Annotated in this window: 18 protein-coding genes; 15 read left to right on the top strand and 3 right to left on the bottom strand. The window is 40.0% G+C overall.

Going from position 1 to position 18,134, the window contains the following annotated elements:
- Positions 1-21: 21 nt before the first annotated feature.
- The 5 genes from ABD000_RS12515 (at position 22) to dnaG (ending at position 5,968) form a co-directional block, all read left to right on the top strand.
- Complete coding sequence (locus tag ABD000_RS12515) at positions 22-999, top strand: polyprenyl synthetase family protein (RefSeq protein WP_343768130.1); 978 nt, start codon at positions 22-24, stop codon at positions 997-999.
- 249 nt (positions 1,000-1,248) lie between these two features.
- Positions 1,249-1,812, top strand: a complete 564-nt coding sequence (locus ABD000_RS12510) for an RNA polymerase sigma factor (RefSeq protein ID WP_343768128.1) — start codon at positions 1,249-1,251, stop codon at positions 1,810-1,812.
- Positions 1,799-2,557, top strand: a complete 759-nt coding sequence (locus tag ABD000_RS12505) for a hypothetical protein (RefSeq protein WP_343768126.1) — start codon at positions 1,799-1,801, stop codon at positions 2,555-2,557. The genes ABD000_RS12510 and ABD000_RS12505 overlap by 14 nt, the downstream gene beginning before the upstream one ends.
- 139 nt (positions 2,558-2,696) lie before the next feature.
- Complete coding sequence (locus tag ABD000_RS12500) at positions 2,697-3,788, top strand: porin family protein (protein ID WP_343768123.1); 1,092 nt, start codon at positions 2,697-2,699, stop codon at positions 3,786-3,788.
- A 173-nt stretch (positions 3,789-3,961) separates the two neighbouring features.
- On the top strand, positions 3,962-5,968 hold the full coding sequence (gene dnaG / locus ABD000_RS12495; RefSeq protein WP_343768121.1) for a DNA primase: 2,007 nt from the start codon (positions 3,962-3,964) through the stop codon (positions 5,966-5,968).
- A gap of 9 nt (positions 5,969-5,977) precedes the next feature.
- On the opposite strand, the gene nadE is transcribed toward dnaG, so the two are convergent.
- Positions 5,978-6,775 carry an NAD(+) synthase gene (nadE, locus tag ABD000_RS12490; RefSeq protein ID WP_343768118.1) on the bottom strand — a complete coding sequence of 266 codons (798 nt, stop codon included), beginning with the start codon at positions 6,773-6,775 and terminating at the stop codon, positions 5,978-5,980.
- 136 nt (positions 6,776-6,911) lie between these two features.
- Here nadE and gldB point away from each other — a divergent pair, with 136 nt between their 5' ends.
- Genes gldB through ABD000_RS12475 form a run of 3 tightly spaced genes read left to right on the top strand, consistent with a single transcriptional unit; the run spans position 6,912 to position 8,603 of the window.
- Positions 6,912-7,850, top strand: coding sequence for a gliding motility lipoprotein GldB (gene gldB, locus ABD000_RS12485; protein WP_343768116.1), 939 nt, complete (start codon positions 6,912-6,914; stop codon positions 7,848-7,850).
- A 32-nt stretch (positions 7,851-7,882) separates the two neighbouring features.
- Positions 7,883-8,203 carry a gliding motility protein GldC gene (gene gldC / locus ABD000_RS12480; protein ID WP_343768114.1) on the top strand — a complete coding sequence of 107 codons (321 nt, stop codon included), beginning with the start codon at positions 7,883-7,885 and terminating at the stop codon, positions 8,201-8,203.
- A gap of 40 nt (positions 8,204-8,243) precedes the next feature.
- A complete protein-coding gene (locus ABD000_RS12475; protein ID WP_343768112.1) occupies positions 8,244-8,603 on the top strand; it encodes a GTPase in 360 nt (119 codons plus the stop codon).
- A gap of 91 nt (positions 8,604-8,694) precedes the next feature.
- On the opposite strand, the gene yihA is transcribed toward ABD000_RS12475, so the two are convergent.
- Both yihA and ABD000_RS12465 read right to left on the bottom strand, forming a co-directional pair.
- The gene (yihA, locus tag ABD000_RS12470) at positions 8,695-9,312 is read right to left on the bottom strand and encodes a ribosome biogenesis GTP-binding protein YihA/YsxC (protein ID WP_343768110.1); all 618 of its coding nucleotides are present in this window, start codon (positions 9,310-9,312) and stop codon (positions 8,695-8,697) included.
- Positions 9,313-9,321: 9 nt separating this feature from the next.
- A complete protein-coding gene (locus ABD000_RS12465; protein WP_343768107.1) occupies positions 9,322-10,086 on the bottom strand; it encodes an alpha/beta fold hydrolase in 765 nt (254 codons plus the stop codon).
- 326 nt (positions 10,087-10,412) lie between these two features.
- Between ABD000_RS12465 and mraZ the strand changes: the two genes are divergently transcribed.
- From mraZ to murD, 7 genes are read left to right on the top strand one after another with little or no spacing between them, the layout of a single operon-like run.
- On the top strand, positions 10,413-10,880 hold the full coding sequence (gene mraZ, locus ABD000_RS12460) for a division/cell wall cluster transcriptional repressor MraZ (RefSeq protein ID WP_343768105.1): 468 nt from the start codon (positions 10,413-10,415) through the stop codon (positions 10,878-10,880).
- Positions 10,867-11,772 carry a 16S rRNA (cytosine(1402)-N(4))-methyltransferase RsmH gene (gene rsmH, locus ABD000_RS12455; protein WP_343768102.1) on the top strand — a complete coding sequence of 302 codons (906 nt, stop codon included), beginning with the start codon at positions 10,867-10,869 and terminating at the stop codon, positions 11,770-11,772. The genes mraZ and rsmH overlap by 14 nt, the downstream gene beginning before the upstream one ends.
- A gap of 20 nt (positions 11,773-11,792) precedes the next feature.
- Complete coding sequence (locus ABD000_RS12450) at positions 11,793-12,110, top strand: FtsL-like putative cell division protein (RefSeq protein ID WP_343768100.1); 318 nt, start codon at positions 11,793-11,795, stop codon at positions 12,108-12,110.
- A gap of 5 nt (positions 12,111-12,115) precedes the next feature.
- Positions 12,116-14,098, top strand: coding sequence for a penicillin-binding protein (locus ABD000_RS12445; protein ID WP_343768097.1), 1,983 nt, complete (start codon positions 12,116-12,118; stop codon positions 14,096-14,098).
- Positions 14,095-15,558 carry a UDP-N-acetylmuramoyl-L-alanyl-D-glutamate--2,6-diaminopimelate ligase gene (locus tag ABD000_RS12440; protein ID WP_343768095.1) on the top strand — a complete coding sequence of 488 codons (1,464 nt, stop codon included), beginning with the start codon at positions 14,095-14,097 and terminating at the stop codon, positions 15,556-15,558. Before ABD000_RS12445 ends, ABD000_RS12440 begins: the two co-directional genes overlap by 4 nt.
- Before the next feature lie 11 nt (positions 15,559-15,569).
- Complete coding sequence (mraY, locus tag ABD000_RS12435) at positions 15,570-16,799, top strand: phospho-N-acetylmuramoyl-pentapeptide-transferase (RefSeq protein ID WP_343768093.1); 1,230 nt, start codon at positions 15,570-15,572, stop codon at positions 16,797-16,799.
- Positions 16,800-18,131 carry a UDP-N-acetylmuramoyl-L-alanine--D-glutamate ligase gene (gene murD, locus ABD000_RS12430; protein WP_343768091.1) on the top strand — a complete coding sequence of 444 codons (1,332 nt, stop codon included), beginning with the start codon at positions 16,800-16,802 and terminating at the stop codon, positions 18,129-18,131.
- The last annotated feature ends 3 nt before the right edge of the window (positions 18,132-18,134 follow it).

Genomic DNA, 18,134 nt, shown 5'->3' with positions numbered 1-18,134 from the left:
ATAAACTACCTTTGCCTCTAAGTGAAAGTAATCTCACAAATAAAACTTCCCATTGAGCAGGAGATGGATCTTTTTGAAAAAAAGTTCTATCAGTCCATGTCCTCTCAAGTCGCACTACTCAACAGGATCACTCATTATATTGTAAATCGCAAGGGCAAACAAATGCGACCCATGTTTGTGTTTTTAGTGGCTAAAATGGTGAGTAATGGTACGGTCAATGAACGAACGTATCGCGGAGCATCAGTGATAGAGCTAATTCACACTGCTTCACTGGTGCATGACGATGTGGTCGATGACAGTAACCGCAGACGCGGATTTTTCTCTATCAATGCGTTATGGAAGAACAAAATTGCCGTTTTAGTTGGGGATTACCTGCTTTCTAAAGGAATGTTGCTTTGTATTGAACACGAAGATTTCGATTTACTCAAAATCATCTCGGTGGCTGTTCGTGAGGTGGTCGAAGGGGAATTACTTCAAATCGAAAAAGCCCGAAGACTGGACATTACCGAGGAGGTCTACTACGAAATCATTAGGCAAAAAACAGCAACCCTTATCGCATCCTGCTGTAGCTTAGGCGCAGCATCGGTCAATAGTGACGCTAATTGTGTGGAGGACATGCGCCATTTTGGTGAACTCATTGGGATGGCGTTTCAAATCAAAGATGATTTATTTGATTACGGCGAAGAGAAAATTGGTAAGCCCACCGGGATCGACATCAAAGAACAAAAAATGACGCTTCCTTTAATATATGTCCTCAATAAAGTTTCTTCTAAAGAGCGTAACTGGCTCATTAATTCGATTAAGAACCACAACAAAGATAAAAAAAGGGTAAAAGAGGTCATCAGCTTTGTAAAAGAAGAAGGCGGTTTAGACTATGCCATCGCAAAAATGCACACCTTCAAAGATAAAGCCCTTAAGCTCCTAGAGCAATTCCCGACGTCTCCTTATAAAGATGGACTGGAACTTATGGTGAATTATGTTATTGACCGCAAGAGATAAGCCGGGGCAAATTTCAACATACTAAATTCCAAATTCATTTGCGTCTAGTTTAGATTTGCCTTTAAGTTTATTTTTCTTAATACTCATAGACTTAAAATATTGGAGATGAATATACTCATACAATTTATTATTTTTAGAATATTGATTTTCAATTAGTTGAAACAAAATATAAATTTTTTTCTACCTTCAGGCAACCCTTTTACATCGATTTGCGTCTTTATGTATAGAAGGCCGTACTAACTCATTAAGGTGAAACTAATTCAATTACATACTAACGAAAAGCAGCTCATCAAAAGAGCCCAAAAAAACGATCGGCATGCACAACAGTGCATTTACGATCAACATGCGGCAAAAATGCTAAGTGTATGTCGGCAGTATGTCAAAGACATTCAGTATGCTGAAGAAGTATTGAACACCGGATTTTTAAAAGTATTTACTTACCTTAAATCGTTTAAACATGCGGGAAGTTTTGAAGGTTGGATTCGTAAAATTATGGTGCGCGAATCAATTTCTTTTCTGCGGAGTAATAAAGCTTTAAGATTTTGGGATGAGGAAGTAGAAGATCACGCCGGTATAAGTGAATCACCTGTGATGAGTAGTGACACAGATTATATCCAACGATGTATTGATGAGCTGCCACAGGGATATAAAACGGTCTTTTTAATGTATGCGGTAGAAGGCTATAAGCATCACGAAATAGCCACCTTATTAGAGATCAAAGAAAGCACCTCAAAATCTCAATTATTTAAAGCAAGAAACATGCTTCAGCAAAAACTGAATGCACAAAAAAATAGCGAACATGGAATCAAATAATCTAGATAGAAAAGTGAAGGAGGCGTTGGATAAGCGCAGCATTTCACCTTCTGCAGGGAATTGGGAGAAGCTTTCCCAACAATTAGACTTGCAAGAAGAAAAGAAAAAGCCAACGTATTTCTTTTGGTACGGTGTAAGTGCGGGTATCGCAGCGATGTTGGTGGTAGGGTTATTTGCGTTTAACTTCTTCTCTCAATCACAGGCCACTATAGGAGATACCCAACCTAAGGAGCAAATAGAAGAAAAAACAACTCCTATCACGAATACACAAGAAGCGGTGGTAAATACTACACCTAAAGATCAATCAGAAAATAAAGCAATAGAAATAGTAGAGAATCCTACCCGTATGAAAACTACCATAAAAAAGAGTTCTTCTTCAGAAAGTGTACTAGCTCAACACTCAACGCCAAAAGCGTTCAACAAAGAACAAACTCTGGTTGATACGTTAACTTCAGCTTCGGTTGGGATAGCACAAACTAATTTGGTGCAAGAGTTTCAGCAATCTATAATTAAAGAAGCGAATACAAATGCAGTAAGTGACGCCGAAATAGATGCACTACTTGCAAATGCTATGGCTGAGCTTCCGCAGAAAAAAGAAAACACCTCTTACGCACAAGTAAATGCAAAAAAACTTTTGCAGAGTGTAGAAGTTGAAACCGAAGAATCGTTCAACAACAAAGTGTTTGAAGTATTTAAAGAAGGATTCAAGACCGTTCGAACCGCTTTTATAGAGCGCAACGATTAACCTAATTAGCCAGCTCTCATCCCGGGTAAAGAGCAGTTAATATCAATCAAAAATCAACAGTAATTAATTATTCATCAATCAGCCTAAGGTCTTTTCCCCTTACGGGGAAGAGGTTCTGCGGGCATCAACATCAAACATCATGAAAACAATTGTACTTTACATTGCAGTAATCACCGCGGGCTTCATAGGTCTATCAAGCAACGCGCAGACTAAAACAGATTCGACTGAAGTTTATCGCGTAGAACGCAGGATAGAAAATCTCAATAAAGAGAAAGAGACTATAAAAGCCGAAGAGCGCGAAGCCCTAAAAAAAGAAGTTGAAATGATTGAGGATCGTCTTGCCAAAGGGGAAATCACCCTGGCTGAAGCCGAAACTCAAAAGAAAGAAGCAGCACGTCGACGTGCCCTAAACATTGAAAATAGAATTTCTATCGTAGACAGCAAAATAGCCTTGCTAGAGCGCAATGGATTAGAAGGGGCAGACGGCGTGGGCCGAATAGAAATTAACTTGGGCGGTGATGAGGATGACGATCATCAAGTCTTTGGTGTATTCTATGAAAAAGACGAGGATCGACCTGTAAAATATGATCGCCGCACCACCTCAGATTTGGTGATTGGGATAGGCTTCAACAATGCCATTGGTGATGATCAATCTTTGGAAGACTCTGATTTTAAAATTGCAGGTAGCCGCTTTTTTGAACTGGGAGTAGCTTGGAAAACGCGGGTATTTAAAAACTCAAACTGGTTAAGGTTTAAGTATGGGTTCTCCTTTCAGTTTAATGGATTAAAACCCACCGATAATCGTATTTACGAAGAAAACGGAGATGTGACTGAGCTAGTTGAATTTCCGCTAGACCTGGATAAATCTAAATTTAGAAATGACAACTTAGTTTTTCCCATTCATTTTGAATTTGGCCCCTCAAAAAGAATCGAAAAAGAAGATCGCATTCGATACTCGACCGATAATAAGTTGCATTTTGGAATAGGGGGATACGGCGGATTACGATTATCCAGTAGAATGAAATACAAATTTGATGACGAAGACGGGGATCGTGTAAAAGAAAAGGTTAAAGGAAACTTTAATGCTAACGACTTTGTATATGGATTGAGTTCGTATGTGGGATGGAATGGTGTAGCACTCTACGCTAAATACGATCTCAATGATATTTTTGAAAACGATCCAAACGGACTCAAGAACATCTCACTAGGCGTACGCTTTGATATTGATTAAATAAATCCTTGTTCTATTAGATGGACAATAAGCTTGTCGAATTGCGTGTGAAGAAGATTTAAAAAATACACTTTAAATCTTTGCATTAAGACCTGCAAGGCTAGTTTTAAGGAATTAAAAATGGCATACCTTGTAGGTCTTTTTGTATTTTAGCACCTCAAGATTCAATTGCCTTGATTAGCAAAACCACTATAGATCGCGTATATGAAGAATCCCAGGTAGAGGAGGTGATTGGTGATTTTGTGCAGCTCAAAAAGTCTGGGAGTAATTACAAAGGCTTAAGCCCGTTTACTCAGGAGCGAACCCCGAGTTTTATGGTATCTCCGGCAAAGCAAATCTGGAAGGATTTCTCTAGCGGAAAAGGTGGTAACGCGGTTGCATTCCTGATGGAACATGAACACTTCACTTATCCTGAAGCCATTAAATACCTCGCCAAGAAGTACAACATTGAAATCGAAGAGACCGAGCAAAGCGATGAGCATAAGGAAGCTGCCAATGAGCGTGAAAGCATGTATCTGGTCAATGAATACGCTAAGGAGTATTTCAAAAAAATCATGCTGGAGACCAATCAAGGTCAGGCGATCGGATTAAGTTATTTTAAAGAAAGAGGTTTTACGGCAGAGACCATTGAGAAGTTTGATCTGGGTTACTCGCCAGATGAATGGGAGGCCTTTACCAAAACAGCCTTAGATAAGGGATATCAATTAGAGTTTTTAGACAAAACGGGCCTCACTATCGTCAAAGAAGCCGAAGGCGATAAGCCCAAACGCACCTTCGACCGCTTTAAAGGTCGGGTAATGTTTCCTATTCATTCGATGTCTGGTAGGGTATTGGGTTTTGGCGGAAGGATCCTCACTAGTGATAAAAAGGCTGCAAAGTATTTAAACTCCCCAGAGAGTGAGGTTTACCACAAAAGCAAGGTGCTGTACGGTATTTATCACGCCAAGCAGGCCATCGCAAAAGAAGATAACTGTTATTTGGTAGAGGGCTATACCGATGTGATTCAGTTTTATCAAAGTGGGATTGAGAATACGGTAGCATCATCGGGTACTGCATTAACCCCGGAGCAAATCCGATTAATTAATCGGCTTACGAAAAACATAACCGTGCTGTTCGATGGAGATACTGCGGGGATGCGGGCATCGCTTCGCGGAATAGATCTCATACTAGAACAAGGCTTAAACGTAAGGATTTGTACCTTCCCGGATGGGGAGGATCCCGACAGTTTTGCAAAAAGTAATACAGAAGAAGACCTTAAGGAATACTTAACTGAAAATGCACAGGACTTTATTCGGTTTAAAGCGTCTCTATTGGTGGCCGAAGCTAAAGATGATCCTGTAAAAAAGGCAGGCTTGATTCGGGATATGGTTGCGAGTATTGCCAAGATTCCAGATACCATTAAGCAGGAGGTTTACGTCAAGGAGTGTTCTGCCATCATGGACATTAGTGAAGTAGTGCTCTTTAGTACCTTGGCACAACTTAACGCAAAAGAATCTGCAGATCAGGCAAAAAGAAAAAAACAAAACCCACAAGCGTTTGAAGTTGTAAAGCAGCCTACCACACCACGGGTTAAAGTAGATCAGCTCTTTGAGTTAGAGCGTAAGATCATGAGCATGCTGTTGCTTTACGGAAAAGAAGAAGAAGACTTTGAGGACTTTGTCTTAAAACAAAATGAGTTTGAAGAATTAGAATTGGTTCCTGAAACACACCGCGCTAAAGTATTTGAAAAGATCTATCTGGATCTGCAAGAAGATGAGGTCGAATTTACTAATGAGCACTTTCAACAACTCTATTACACCATCATTTCAAAATTGAATGAAGATGAGGAGTTCAAGCTGGAAAATATCATCAATGAACTGGATCCTGAGCAATCCCAACATGTCACTAATATTTTGATGGATGATGATAAGTACGCGCTGGCACGATGGGATACCAAAGACATTTTTGTAAAAAGCAAAAAGGAAAATTTAGTCAAGGAACTCAGCCAGACAATTCTGTCCCTCCGATGTTACTTAGTCGCTTCTAAAATTGAAGAATTGAAGCAGCAAACCAAAGCAGAGGAGGTTAAAAACCCCATGGACGTACTTCAAGATGTGATGGATTATCATAAACTCCAACAAACCTTATCCAAAAAATTGGACCGGCATATCGCAGTGTTTAACGTGGGGATGGGGAGGTAAAAAATTGAGTTAAACCCTCATCCTTAATTCCTGCGGAATCTCACAAACCGGGATAGGCAGCATTTTATGTTGATTCGCAGTATTAAAACGCGTAAAAATCTCAAACACCTGGCGTTGTCTGCCTTCAAAATCTGTAGCAGTTTTCCCGTTATCTTTCATGTGCATGGCCCATTCAAGTTCATCATAACTGGCTCCAATTTGATCCTCATCGGTACGGCTGTCGCCCCATAAACCATCTGTAGGAGCAGCATTAAGAATAGATTGAGGTACGTCTAATGCTTTACCTATCGTGTATACTTCGCTTTTCATTAAATCAGCGATGGGACTTAAATCTACGCCGCCATCGCCGTATTTGGTATAGAAACCCACGCCAAAATCTTCGACTTTATTCCCCGTTCCTGCCACCAAATAACGATGTAATCCGGCAAAATAATATAGAGTCGTCATACGTAAGCGTGCACGTGCATTTGCTAGTGTCAAAAACAGGGTTTCGCTTTGTGGGGTAGTTGGTAACGTAGTTTTAAAGGATTCAAAAACCGGCGTAAGATCCACCCGCGTATCGGTTACATTTGCAAAGCGCTTCTTTAATTGATCTATATGCTCTTGTGCTCTGGTTACTTGGCTGGCGTGCTGGTGAATAGGCATCTCTACGCATAAGGTGCGTAAACCGGTCTTTGCACACAATGACGAGGTGACCGCAGAATCAATTCCGCCACTTATACCTACGACAAAACCTTCCATTTTAGCTTTTACTGCATATTCTTTAAGCCAGTTTACGATGTAATCAATTGTCTTTTCGGGTTGCATACGTCTTTCTTTAAAAGTTACCTTTGCAAACAAAATTAAAGCATAGGGTTTGGGAAGTACAATTTTTCAGCAAAAAATAATAAGGAATATCATCAAGAATAGTTTTTTACATCGCTTTATACAAATAAGTCTTCTTATGTGGTTGAGTTTGCAGGTGGTGAGTTGCAACGAAAATGACGCGCTTGAAAAGGAAATTCAACAAGTTGACGTCCGCCTAGAAATGGTGAGGTTCGATCAGTTGTTTGCAGATGCGACTCCGCAGACCTTAGGTAGCCTTAAAGCAGAATTTCCCTATCTGTTCCCAAAGCAAATCCCGGATAGTGTTTGGGTTGCTACAATGAGAGATACGCTCCAAATTCAATTGCAAGAGGCCTTAGATAAGACCTTTCCTGCCAATGAGGAGTTAGGAGATGAGCTGCATGATACTTATCAACACCTTAAGTATTATTTCCCTGAGTTTACCGCACCTAAGGTAATCACCATGACGACCGATGTGGACTATAGGGAAAAGATCATTTATACCGATAGCTTGGTGTTGGTTGGATTGGATACGTATATGGGTGATGGGCATGAAATGTATCAGGGTATCCCGCTGTATATTCAGCAGAATATGAAGCCCTCACAAATCACCCAAGATATAGTTGAGCAGTTTGCAAGACGTGCAATTTCTCAGCCAAAAACACGGAATTTCTTGGATCAAATGGTGTATTACGGTAAAATACTTTACCTCAAAGAAAAAATCCTTCCGCAGTCCACAGATGCCGAAAAAATAGGATATACGCAAGAGCAATTGGAGTGGGCAACAGAAAATGAAGGGCAAATCTGGAAGTATTTTATTGAAAATGAGGTCTTGTATGATACTGACCCAAGATTAAAAGAGCGATTCATTAACATGGCTCCCTTTTCAAAATTCAATCTGGCACTAGATCCTGAAAGTCCGCCACGATTGGGGCAATACATAGGCTGGCAAATTGTAAAGGAATACGCCGAAAAATCAAATGCTCGTTTAAAACCTCTGCTTATTACAGATGCCGAAACCATCTTTAATCAATCAAAATTTAAACCCGGCCAATAAGTTCACGTATCAACGAATAGAAATAAAAAAGCATGAAAAAATCTGATATAACCATACACGTACAGGTAGATGAAAATAACGTTCCTGAAAAATTAAACTGGACGGCAAAAGATGGCGGAGTTGACTCTGCAGAGGCTAAAGCCATGATGTTATCGATTTGGGATCACACGCAGCAGGAATCTATGCGTATAGATTTGTGGACAAAAGATATGCCGGTAGACGAAATGAAAGTCTTTTTTCACCAAACCTTAGTTGCCATGAGCGATACGTATTTTAGAGCTACCAACGATGAGAAAATGACAGCGACCATGAAAGATTTTTGCCAATATTTTGCCGAAAAGCTTTCGCTTTAAGACGGTTGAATGAAAGTCACATATAGTTTTAGCTTTTAGCATGAACAAACTCATCTTTGTATATAACGCAACTTCAGGTAATGTAAATGCTATGATTGACGTAGCACACAAAATACTCTCTCCCGCAACCTATACTTGTGATCTATGTGCCATTACGCATGGGAAATTTCACGAACGAAAAGAATGGAGAGCCTTTAGAGAATCTTCCGATATTGACATGGAGTTTCTTCATAAAGACGAATTTGAACAACAATACGCCTCAAAATTTGGGGTTTCGTATGCATATCCCGTTATTCTAAAGCCCGAAGGCTACGAACTTTACGAGTTACTTTCCGCGAAAGCGATAGAAGAAATTACTTCACCACGAGAATTGATCGCTGCAATCAAAAGAAAAAGCTGATTCTTAAAATAATACTAGATACCTGCATTGTGCCACCGCTAAAGCTATGGCGACACGCGGTCTCAAGCATGACAGCACAAAATAAAATAAATTACTCCGTTAAATCCACTCCGCTAAGCGATTCATTGATCTCATGAATATAGTGAAGCAATTCCTCTTGCCCGGTATTGTTGGATGAGGAGGTGATGAATATTGGTGGTAGAGCCTCCCAAGTTGCTAACAAAGTAGCTTTGTAAGCATCAACATTTCGCTGTAAGGCATTCGGCTTTAATTTGTCTGCTTTAGTAAAAACAATACCAAAGGGTATGGCATTTTCTCCAAGCCACTGCATAAACTCCAAATCTATGGGTTGAGGTTCATGGCGACAATCCACTAGTACAAAACCTGAAACCAGTTGCTTTCTTGATCTAAAATAATGTGTAATGTATTTTTGAAAGGTCTTCTTATCCTTTTTGCTTACGCGTGCATAGCCATAGCCGGGTAAATCGACCAGGTGCCAGGTCTCATTAATTAAAAAATGGTTGATCAGCTGAGTCTTACCGGGTCTGCCAGACGTCTTTGCCAAACTCTTTTTATTAGTCAGCATATTAATGAGCGAGGATTTACCCACATTACTGCGCCCTATAAACGCATATTCAGGTAGGTTGGAGCTGGGACACTTGCTGGCGTCACTATTGCTCATCACAAATTTGGCAGAAGTAATTTTCATGATGGGTATCTAGAAGTTGCGCTTCTTTAACCAGTCGTGGAGTAGGCTATTGAAGGTGTCAGGATGTTCCATCATCGCCGCATGACCGCATTTGTCAATCCAAAACAGTTCTGCGTCTGGGAGCAATGCCTCAAAATCTTCGGCTACATTAGGTGGAGTGACAGTATCTTGTCTACCCCATATAATGCAGGTAGGAGTCTTCATTTTAGGAAGATCCTTCCCCATATTATGGCGAATCGCGCTTTTTGCAATAGCTAGCGTTTTAATTAACTTATTACGGTCATTAACGGTTTCATAGACTTCATCAACAATTTCTGGTGTGGCGATCGCAGGATCATAAAAGACGCCTTCAGCCTTTTTCTTAATGTAGTCGTAGTCTCCCCGTTTAGGATAACTTTCGCCAAAAGCACTTTCATACAGACCGCTACTACCAGTGATGACGAGTGCTTTAACTACTTCTGGATAAAGCTTAGTAGTAAGGAGAGCGATATGTCCCCCAAGTGAATTACCTAGTAAAATCACATCGGTAAGGCCTTTATGATCAATAAAATCTTTGAGGTATTTCGCAAACGTACCGATGCTGGTTTTAATCAATGAAGTATCATAAATCGGAAGCTGAGGAATAATCACTTTATAGCCGTGCTGAGGGAAATAGTCTGTAACTCCTTCAAAATTACTTAATCCACCCATCAAACCGTGTAAAATCAATATGGGTTGTCCCTCTCCTTTTTCTAAGTACGTAAATTTTCCTTCAGAGATTAATTCTTCGTTCATCTAGTCTGTAATTCGTGCAATTGCAAAAATAAGCAATTGAGGATGGTTAGTTCTAGCAACATTGTATGCTCAACTTATTAAGAATATGCAGCAATGTAATTTTTACAAGTATAGTGAATTTTAACGTAATCACATAAGCGTTTAAGATACCAATAAATTGTTCAATCAATTGATTCTATACCACTTCAAATGAAAGTATAACGCTCTTTGACACAGCATTTTACAAGCTCATAAATTTTTAGATTTCTTAAAACTTATTAACAAAGTGGTATAATGTGGTAAAATGTGGTAAAAATTATAATATATTTGAGTTGTAAAGCAAAAAAGTGGTACATCTCATTGGTTCATATGATTGTAAAGTAGATGCAAAAGGGCGTTTAATGATGCCGGCTGCGTTGAAAAAACAGTTGGCGCCTGCGCTTCAGGATGGCTTTGTTTTAAAACGTGCCGTTTTTCAGCCGTGCCTTGAATTGTATCCTATGAGCGAGTGGAATTTGCTTATGCAAAAGGTGAATAAACTCAATCGATTCAAGAAAAAGAACAATGATTTTATTCGGCGTTTTACTGCGGGTGTAAAAATGGTTGAGGTTGATGCGAATGGCCGCCTGCTCATCCCGAAGAACCTTGCTGTATTTGCGGCGATCTCTAAAGATATCGTGCTTAACTCAGCCATCAATATTATAGAGATTTGGGATAAAGACAGGTATGAAACCGCAATTGATGATGCCGTAGGGGACTTTGCAGATTTAGCTGAAGAGGTAATGGGAGATGATGATGCCAATGAATTATCATAATCCCGTACTGCTTAAAGAAACAGTGGATGGATTAAATATCGATCCCAACGGAATTTATGTGGATGTCACTTTTGGCGGTGGCGGACATTCAAAAGAAATTTTGAGTCGGCTGGGTGAAGAAGGAAAGCTCTTTGGATTTGATCAAGATGAAGATGCGCAAGCGAACGCGATCGATGACGTGCGTTTTAAATTGATTCCTGAAAACTTTAGATACATTAAGCGGTTTTTAAGGGTAGAGGGCATTAGAAAAGTCGACGGAATTCTGGGGGACTTCGGGGTTTCTTCTCATCAATTTGATGTGGCAGAACGCGGATTCTCTACCAGGTTTGATGCAAAGCTGGATATGCGCATGAGTAAACGCGGTAGTTTAAGCGCCTTTCAGGTGGTCAATGAATATGAAGTTGAAGCGCTTAAAAAGGTTTTTCTAACCTACGGCGAACTCAAAAATGCCTGGAAATTAGCAAACGCCATCGTGAATGCCAGGGCAGAAAAATCCATTGAAACCGGTGACGAGTTAAAGGATGTGTTATATCCTTTTTTACAAAAAGGCAAAGAGAATAAAGGCTTGGCGCAAGTATATCAAGCTATCAGGATTGAGGTAAATCAAGAAATTGAAGCGCTTAAGGAGTTTTTAGAGCAAACATCTCTTTTAATAAAACCGGGAGGAAGATTAAGTGTGATCTCATATCATTCTCTAGAAGATCGATTAGTGAAACGATTTATTAGGGACGGAAAATTTGAAGGTGCAGCAGAGAAGGATTTCTTCGGAAACATTTCTGTGCCTTTTAAAAAAGTAGGAGGTTTAATAGTGCCAACAGCTGAAGAGATTGCGCAAAATAACAGAGCAAGAAGTGCTAAGCTGCGCATCGCAGAGCGATTAGAAGACAGGTAAGGAGAAGAGATAAGATAAAGATGAAAGAAGGAATTTATAACATATTAAAAGGAAAATTTCTCATCAATGATGATGCACTAAAGAACTGGCAGTTTATTCTGTTTTGTACACTGCTGGCCATTATCATGATTGCAAGTTCACACAGCGCAGAACGAAAAGTACATGAAATCGCTGCACTCAATAGGCAGGTAAAAGAATTGAGAAGTCAGTTTGTGGATGGAAGAACCCGTCTTATGAATGCGAAGATGGAATCTGATCTTATCAAACGACTCGCATCAACCGGAGTAAAACCTTCGGCGCAGCCACCAAAAAAAATATTAATTAAATCCAAGCAATAGGTTAAATGGACAACGAAAAAAACATCCTTAGCAAACTTTACTTTATCGCCGGGTGTATGTTCATCTTTGCTGTTTTGATCTCTCTTAAGCTTCTTAATATTCAATTTATTGAAGGGGCTAAATACAAAAAACTCGCGCAAAAGACAGTCTATAAAGATTTTACGATTCCGGCAAACCGGGGTAATCTGTATGATGCCAACGGGAACTTACTGGCGACTTCAGTATCTAAGTACGACATACGTTTTGATGCAGTAACAGTATCTCAAAAGAATTTTGAGGAGAATGTAGTCTCGCTATCCAAAGAGTTGTCGGCAATGTTAGGAAGACCATCTTCGTACTATACTAAAATGCTGCGTAGTGCACGTATCAATAAAAACAGGTATTTGTTGGTGGCAAAAGGATTGGGGTATTCTGAATATATCAAAATCAAAACCTTTCCCATGTTCAATCTTGGAGCCTATAAAGGAGGGTTTATTACAGAGCAGCGAACCGTTCGTGAGCATCCTCTGGGTAAAGTTGCACAGCGAACCGTTGGGTATGATACTAAAGGAAAGACCCAAGTTGGTCTTGAAGGTGCATTTAGTCAATACTTGCGTGGCGAAGATGGTCACCGCAAAAAACAGCGTATTGCTAAAGGCCAGTGGAAGCCTATAAGCGACGCCAATGAGATGGAGCCGCGTGATGGATTAGATGTGATGACCACTATAGATGTTAAGATACAGGATATCGCGCATCATGCCTTACTCGCGCAACTTGAAAAATACGAAGCAGATCATGGCACGGCCATCGTGATGGAAACCGCTACAGGTGAGATTAAGGCTATGTCCAACCTAGGTCGTGGTGCATCTGGTTTTTACTTTGAAAAAAGGAACTATGCGGTGTGGGAATCCCATGAACCCGGTTCTACGTTTAAACTTATGGCGTTAGTAGCAGCTTTAGAAGATAAGGTGGTAGATACTAGTACTGTGTACGATACAGAGGGTGGAAAGATCAAATACTTTGACCGTATCGTAAGAGATTCTAAAAAAGGAGGCTATGGCGAGATCTCTGTAGGTCGTGCTTTTGAAGTTTCTTCTAACACAGTATTCTCAAAGTTTATCTACGAAAACTATAAAAATAATCCCAAGAAATTCATCAATCGATTGGTGAACATGGGATTAGATGAAAAATTAGGATTAGAAATTGTGGGTGAGGGGAATCCTAAAATTCCGCATCCAAGTGATAAAGATTGGTATGGTACAACCTTACCTTGGATGTCTTTTGGATATGGTGTTTCTATGACTCCGCTACAAACCTTGGCGTTCTATAATGCGATTGCCAACGATGGTAAAATGGTTAAACCTAAGTTCATCAAAGAGATTAGAGCCTGGGATAAGTCAGTAAAAACGTTTGATAAAGAAGTGATCAATCCGTCGATCTGTTCTCAAAGTACAGTCGATAAAGTAAAAGTTTTATTAGAAAACACGGTTAAAAGAGGAACGGCAGATAACATTTATACGCCAAGTTTTTCTATGGCCGGTAAAACAGGCACCTGTTTAATTGATTATGGGACCAAGGGAGATCGTCCCAGTTACATCTCATCCTTTGCTGGATACTTTCCGGCAGATACGCCTAAGTACTCGTGCATAGTTGTAATTCACAAGCCCAATAATGATGTGGGATATTACGGGAATACTGTCGCCGCGCCAGTCTTTAAACGCATTGCGCAAAAAATTTACACTGATACTCCCGTTACAGATGAATTAGAATCTGTAGAGCCTGTCTTAAAGAAAGAGGCAAAGAGTTATGAAGCCTATTACACCAAGGCACAAAAATATAAAACCATTATGCCAGATGTAAAGGGGCTGCCAGTGATGGATGCCGTCGCTTTATTAGAAAATATAGGGATACGCGTAGTAGTAAACGGTCAGGGAGTTGTTAAGTCTCAGTCCATCGATAAAGGAGAAAAAATACAAAAGAATCAAGAAGTAACGCTTAGTGTAGGATGATCTTGCTCAAAGACATATTGTATAAAGTTTCGCTTAAAGAAGTGGTCGGTAATACGGCTGTTGCGATTAAGAATGTCGAATTTGATTCGCGTAAGGTATCTCTTAATGATGTTTTTGTAGCCATCGTTGGCACACAATCAGATGGGCATGCATTCATTGATACTGCGGTAAACAACGGAGCAATTGCTGTGATCTGCGAACATCTACCAGACCGTATTGTCAACGGTGTGACCTATGTTTTAGTGAAAGATAGTCAAGAAGCCTTGGCTTTGATGGCATCTAACTTGTATGAAAACCCATCTAAAAACTTAAAGCTTGTTGGGGTAACCGGCACCAACGGTAAAACTACGGTTGCCAGCTTACTGTATGCCTTATTTTCTAAAGCGGGATATAAAGTAGGATTACTTTCTACGGTAAAAGTAATGGTGGCAGACAAGACGTATCCGGCAACCCATACCACGCCAGATTCCCTGGCGATCAATTACTACCTGTCCTTAATGAATGATGCCGGGGTGGAGTTTTGCTTTATGGAAGTGAGTTCTCATGGTATCGCACAGCAACGTATTAAAGGACTTCATTTTGAAGGCGGAATATTCACAAACCTTAGCCATGATCATCTTGATTATCATAAAACATTCGCCGAATACCGGGACGTAAAAAAATCTTTTTTTGATGGTTTGCCTGCCTCAGCATTTGCGTTGACCAATGCAGATGATAAAAATGGAGCGGTAATGCTTCAAAATACAAAAGCGAAAAAATACAGCTATGCGCTTAAAAGTATGGCAGATTATAGAGCACAGATTTTAGAAAACCAGTTTAGTGGTCTTCAGCTTAAAATCAATGGGCAAGAAGTATGGAGTAAACTGGTAGGGAATTTTAATGCCTATAACATCGTATGCATTTATGCCGCAGCAGATTTGTTGGGATTAGAAACGCTTGAAGCGCTAAGACTAATAAGCGAATTAGAGTCGGTAAGTGGTAGATTTCAATACATGGTGTCACCAAAGAACATCACGGCCATCGTGGATTATGCACATACTCCGGATGCACTTAAAAATGTCTTGGAAACCATCAATACGATTAGAACTAAAAACGAAGAATTAATTACAGTAGTAGGGTGTGGCGGTGATCGTGATGCTGAAAAAAGACCAAAGATGGGTCATATCGCTTCGGCCTTAAGCACTAAGGTGATTTTCACCAATGATAATCCGCGTAGTGAAGATCCTGAAGCCATTCTACAAGACATTGAAAAAGGCGTAGAGCCGCAACACAGTGCGAAGACGTTGTCAATTTTAGATCGCAGACAAGCCATAAAAACGGCCTGTTCCACGGCGCAAGAAAATGACATCATTCTCATTGCTGGCAAAGGCCATGAAAACTATCAGGAAATTAAAGGAGAACGAAAAGAATTTGATGATTATAAAACCGTAAAAGAATTATTAGACCAGCTCAATAAATAGACCAACCACCTATGCTTTATTATTTATTTCAATATTTAGAACAAGAGTACCAATTCCCGGGTGCGCAGCTCTTCCAATTTATCACCTTTAGAGCGGCGATGGCAATTTTATTAGCGTTGGCAATCTCTACGATTTATGGTAAAAAAATCATCAATCTGTTACTACGTCAACAGGTAGGTGAAACTGTTCGGGATTTAGGTCTGGCGGGTCAAAGCGAAAAAGCCGGTACACCAACCATGGGTGGACTAATCATCATCTTTTCAACGATCATTCCTGTGTTGCTTTTTGCAAAGCTGGAGAATATTTACATCATCCTGTTATTGATCACAACATTATGGATGGGGGCTATTGGATTCTTAGATGATTACATCAAAATTTTCAAAAAAAATAAAGCAGGCTTACACGGTAAATTTAAGGTAGTAGGTCAGGTCGGGCTTGGGATTATTGTTGGGGCTTCCCTTTACTTTCATCCCGGTGTAACGATTCGTGAGGAGGTCAAGAATCCCGTGCCGGTGGTATCTAATGAAAACATAGAACAGCAGTTCACACCAGAGGAAGCTAAATCTACTAAAACCACAATTCCTTTTGTTAAGAACAACGAGTTTGATTACGCAGATTTAATCACTTGGATAAGTCCTGATCTTAGAGATTATGCGTGGCTCATTTTTATCCCCTTGGTGATTATTATTGTTACAGCTGTTTCTAATGGAGCAAATCTTACCGATGGCATTGATGGTCTGGCGGCGGGCTCATCGGCGATTATTGTCATCACCTTAGGAATATTCGCCTGGGTGAGCGGTAATATCATATTTTCAGATTACCTCAATGTGATGTACATCCCCAATTCTGGTGAAATGACTGTGTTTATAACAGCTTTTGCAGGAGCGTTGATCGGTTTTTTGTGGTACAACACCTTTCCTGCACAAGTATTTATGGGTGATACCGGTAGTTTAACCATTGGAGGCATCATTGCCGTTTTGGCGATTGCAACGCGTAAAGAATGGTTAATTCCTATTCTCTGCGGAATTTTCCTCATGGAAAACGTATCGGTGATCATGCAAGTAAGCTGGTTTAAGTACACGCGAAAGAAATTTGGAGAAGGCCGAAGAATTTTTCTCATGTCTCCGCTGCACCATCATTACCAAAAACGAGGCTATCATGAAAGTAAGATCGTTGTACGTTTTTGGATCGTAGGCATATTGCTCGCCATTTTAACCATAGTCACCCTAAAAATCAGATAGATGAAGCGACTGGTCATACTTGGTGGAGGCGAAAGTGGAGTAGGTACTGCCGTGCTTGGAAAAAAGCAGGGGTATGACGTGTTTGTTTCAGATGCAGGAGAAATTTCAGCGGTAAAAAAAGAAATCCTCACGCAACATGAGATTGAATTTGAAGAAGCTAAACACAGTAATGAGCAGATCTTTTCCGCAGACATTGTAATGAAAAGTCCGGGAATACCAGATTCAGTTCAACTGGTAAAAGAGTTGAAGGCGAAGAATATTCCTGTGATTTCAGAAATTGAATTTGCAAGCAGATATACCAACGCTACCATCATTGGTATTACCGGAAGCAATGGTAAAACAACCACCACAGCCTTGACTCATTACATTCTCAAAAATGAAGTGAATGCAGTGATGGCAGGAAACATAGGTGATAGTTTTGCTATGAGTGTAGCCATAGAGTCACCAGATTATTATGTCTTGGAGCTAAGCAGTTTTCAGCTTGACGGGATAAAAGCATTCAAACCGCATATCGCAGTTATCACTAACATCACACCAGATCATTTAGATCGTTACAATAACAATTTTGAAGAATATATAGCCGCTAAATTCAGAATTACCATGAATCAGGATGAAAACGATTTCCTGATTTACGATGGAGATGATCCAGTTATCACAGATTGGATCTCAAGCCACACCATAAAAGCGAAACAATTGCCCTTTTCTCTAACAAAAACTATTGAAGAAGGCGCCTACGTTACGAATAACACAATCAATATCAACCTTAAAAACAAGTCATTTGTTATGCCAACAATTAATCTAGGATTACAAGGAAATCACAATGTCAAGAATGCTATGGCAGCTTCAACCGTTGCCAAGCTTTTAGACATTAGAAAGCAAACTATACGGGAGAGTATGGAGCATTTTCAAGGGGTTGAACATCGCCTGGAAACTGTGCTAAAAATTAACCATGTGCAATACATCAACGATTCAAAAGCCACGAATGTAAACGCGACGTTTTATGCGTTGGATAGTATGCTTTCAGACACCGTCTGGATTGTGGGTGGAGTAGATAAGGGCAACGATTACGATGAGCTGCTTCCATTGGTGCGCGAAAAAGTAAAAGCCATTGTGTGTTTGGGAGTGGACAACACTAAGCTCATGAATGCTTTTAGTCCCTGTGTAGATCTTATGATAGAAACACAATCTATGAGCGAGGCGGTTAAAATCGCCTATAAAATTGCAGAGCGCGGCGATAATGTGTTGCTTTCTCCTGCATGTGCAAGCTTTGATTTGTATGAAAATTATGAAGACAGAGGGAATCAATTTAAACAAGCCGTACGTTCACTATAATCA

Origin of the sequence: Gangjinia marincola, assembly GCF_039523415.1 — a bacterium.
Classification (GTDB): Bacteria; Bacteroidota; Bacteroidia; order Flavobacteriales; family Flavobacteriaceae; genus Gangjinia; species Gangjinia marincola.
This window is presented reverse-complemented; position numbering and strand designations above follow the sequence as displayed.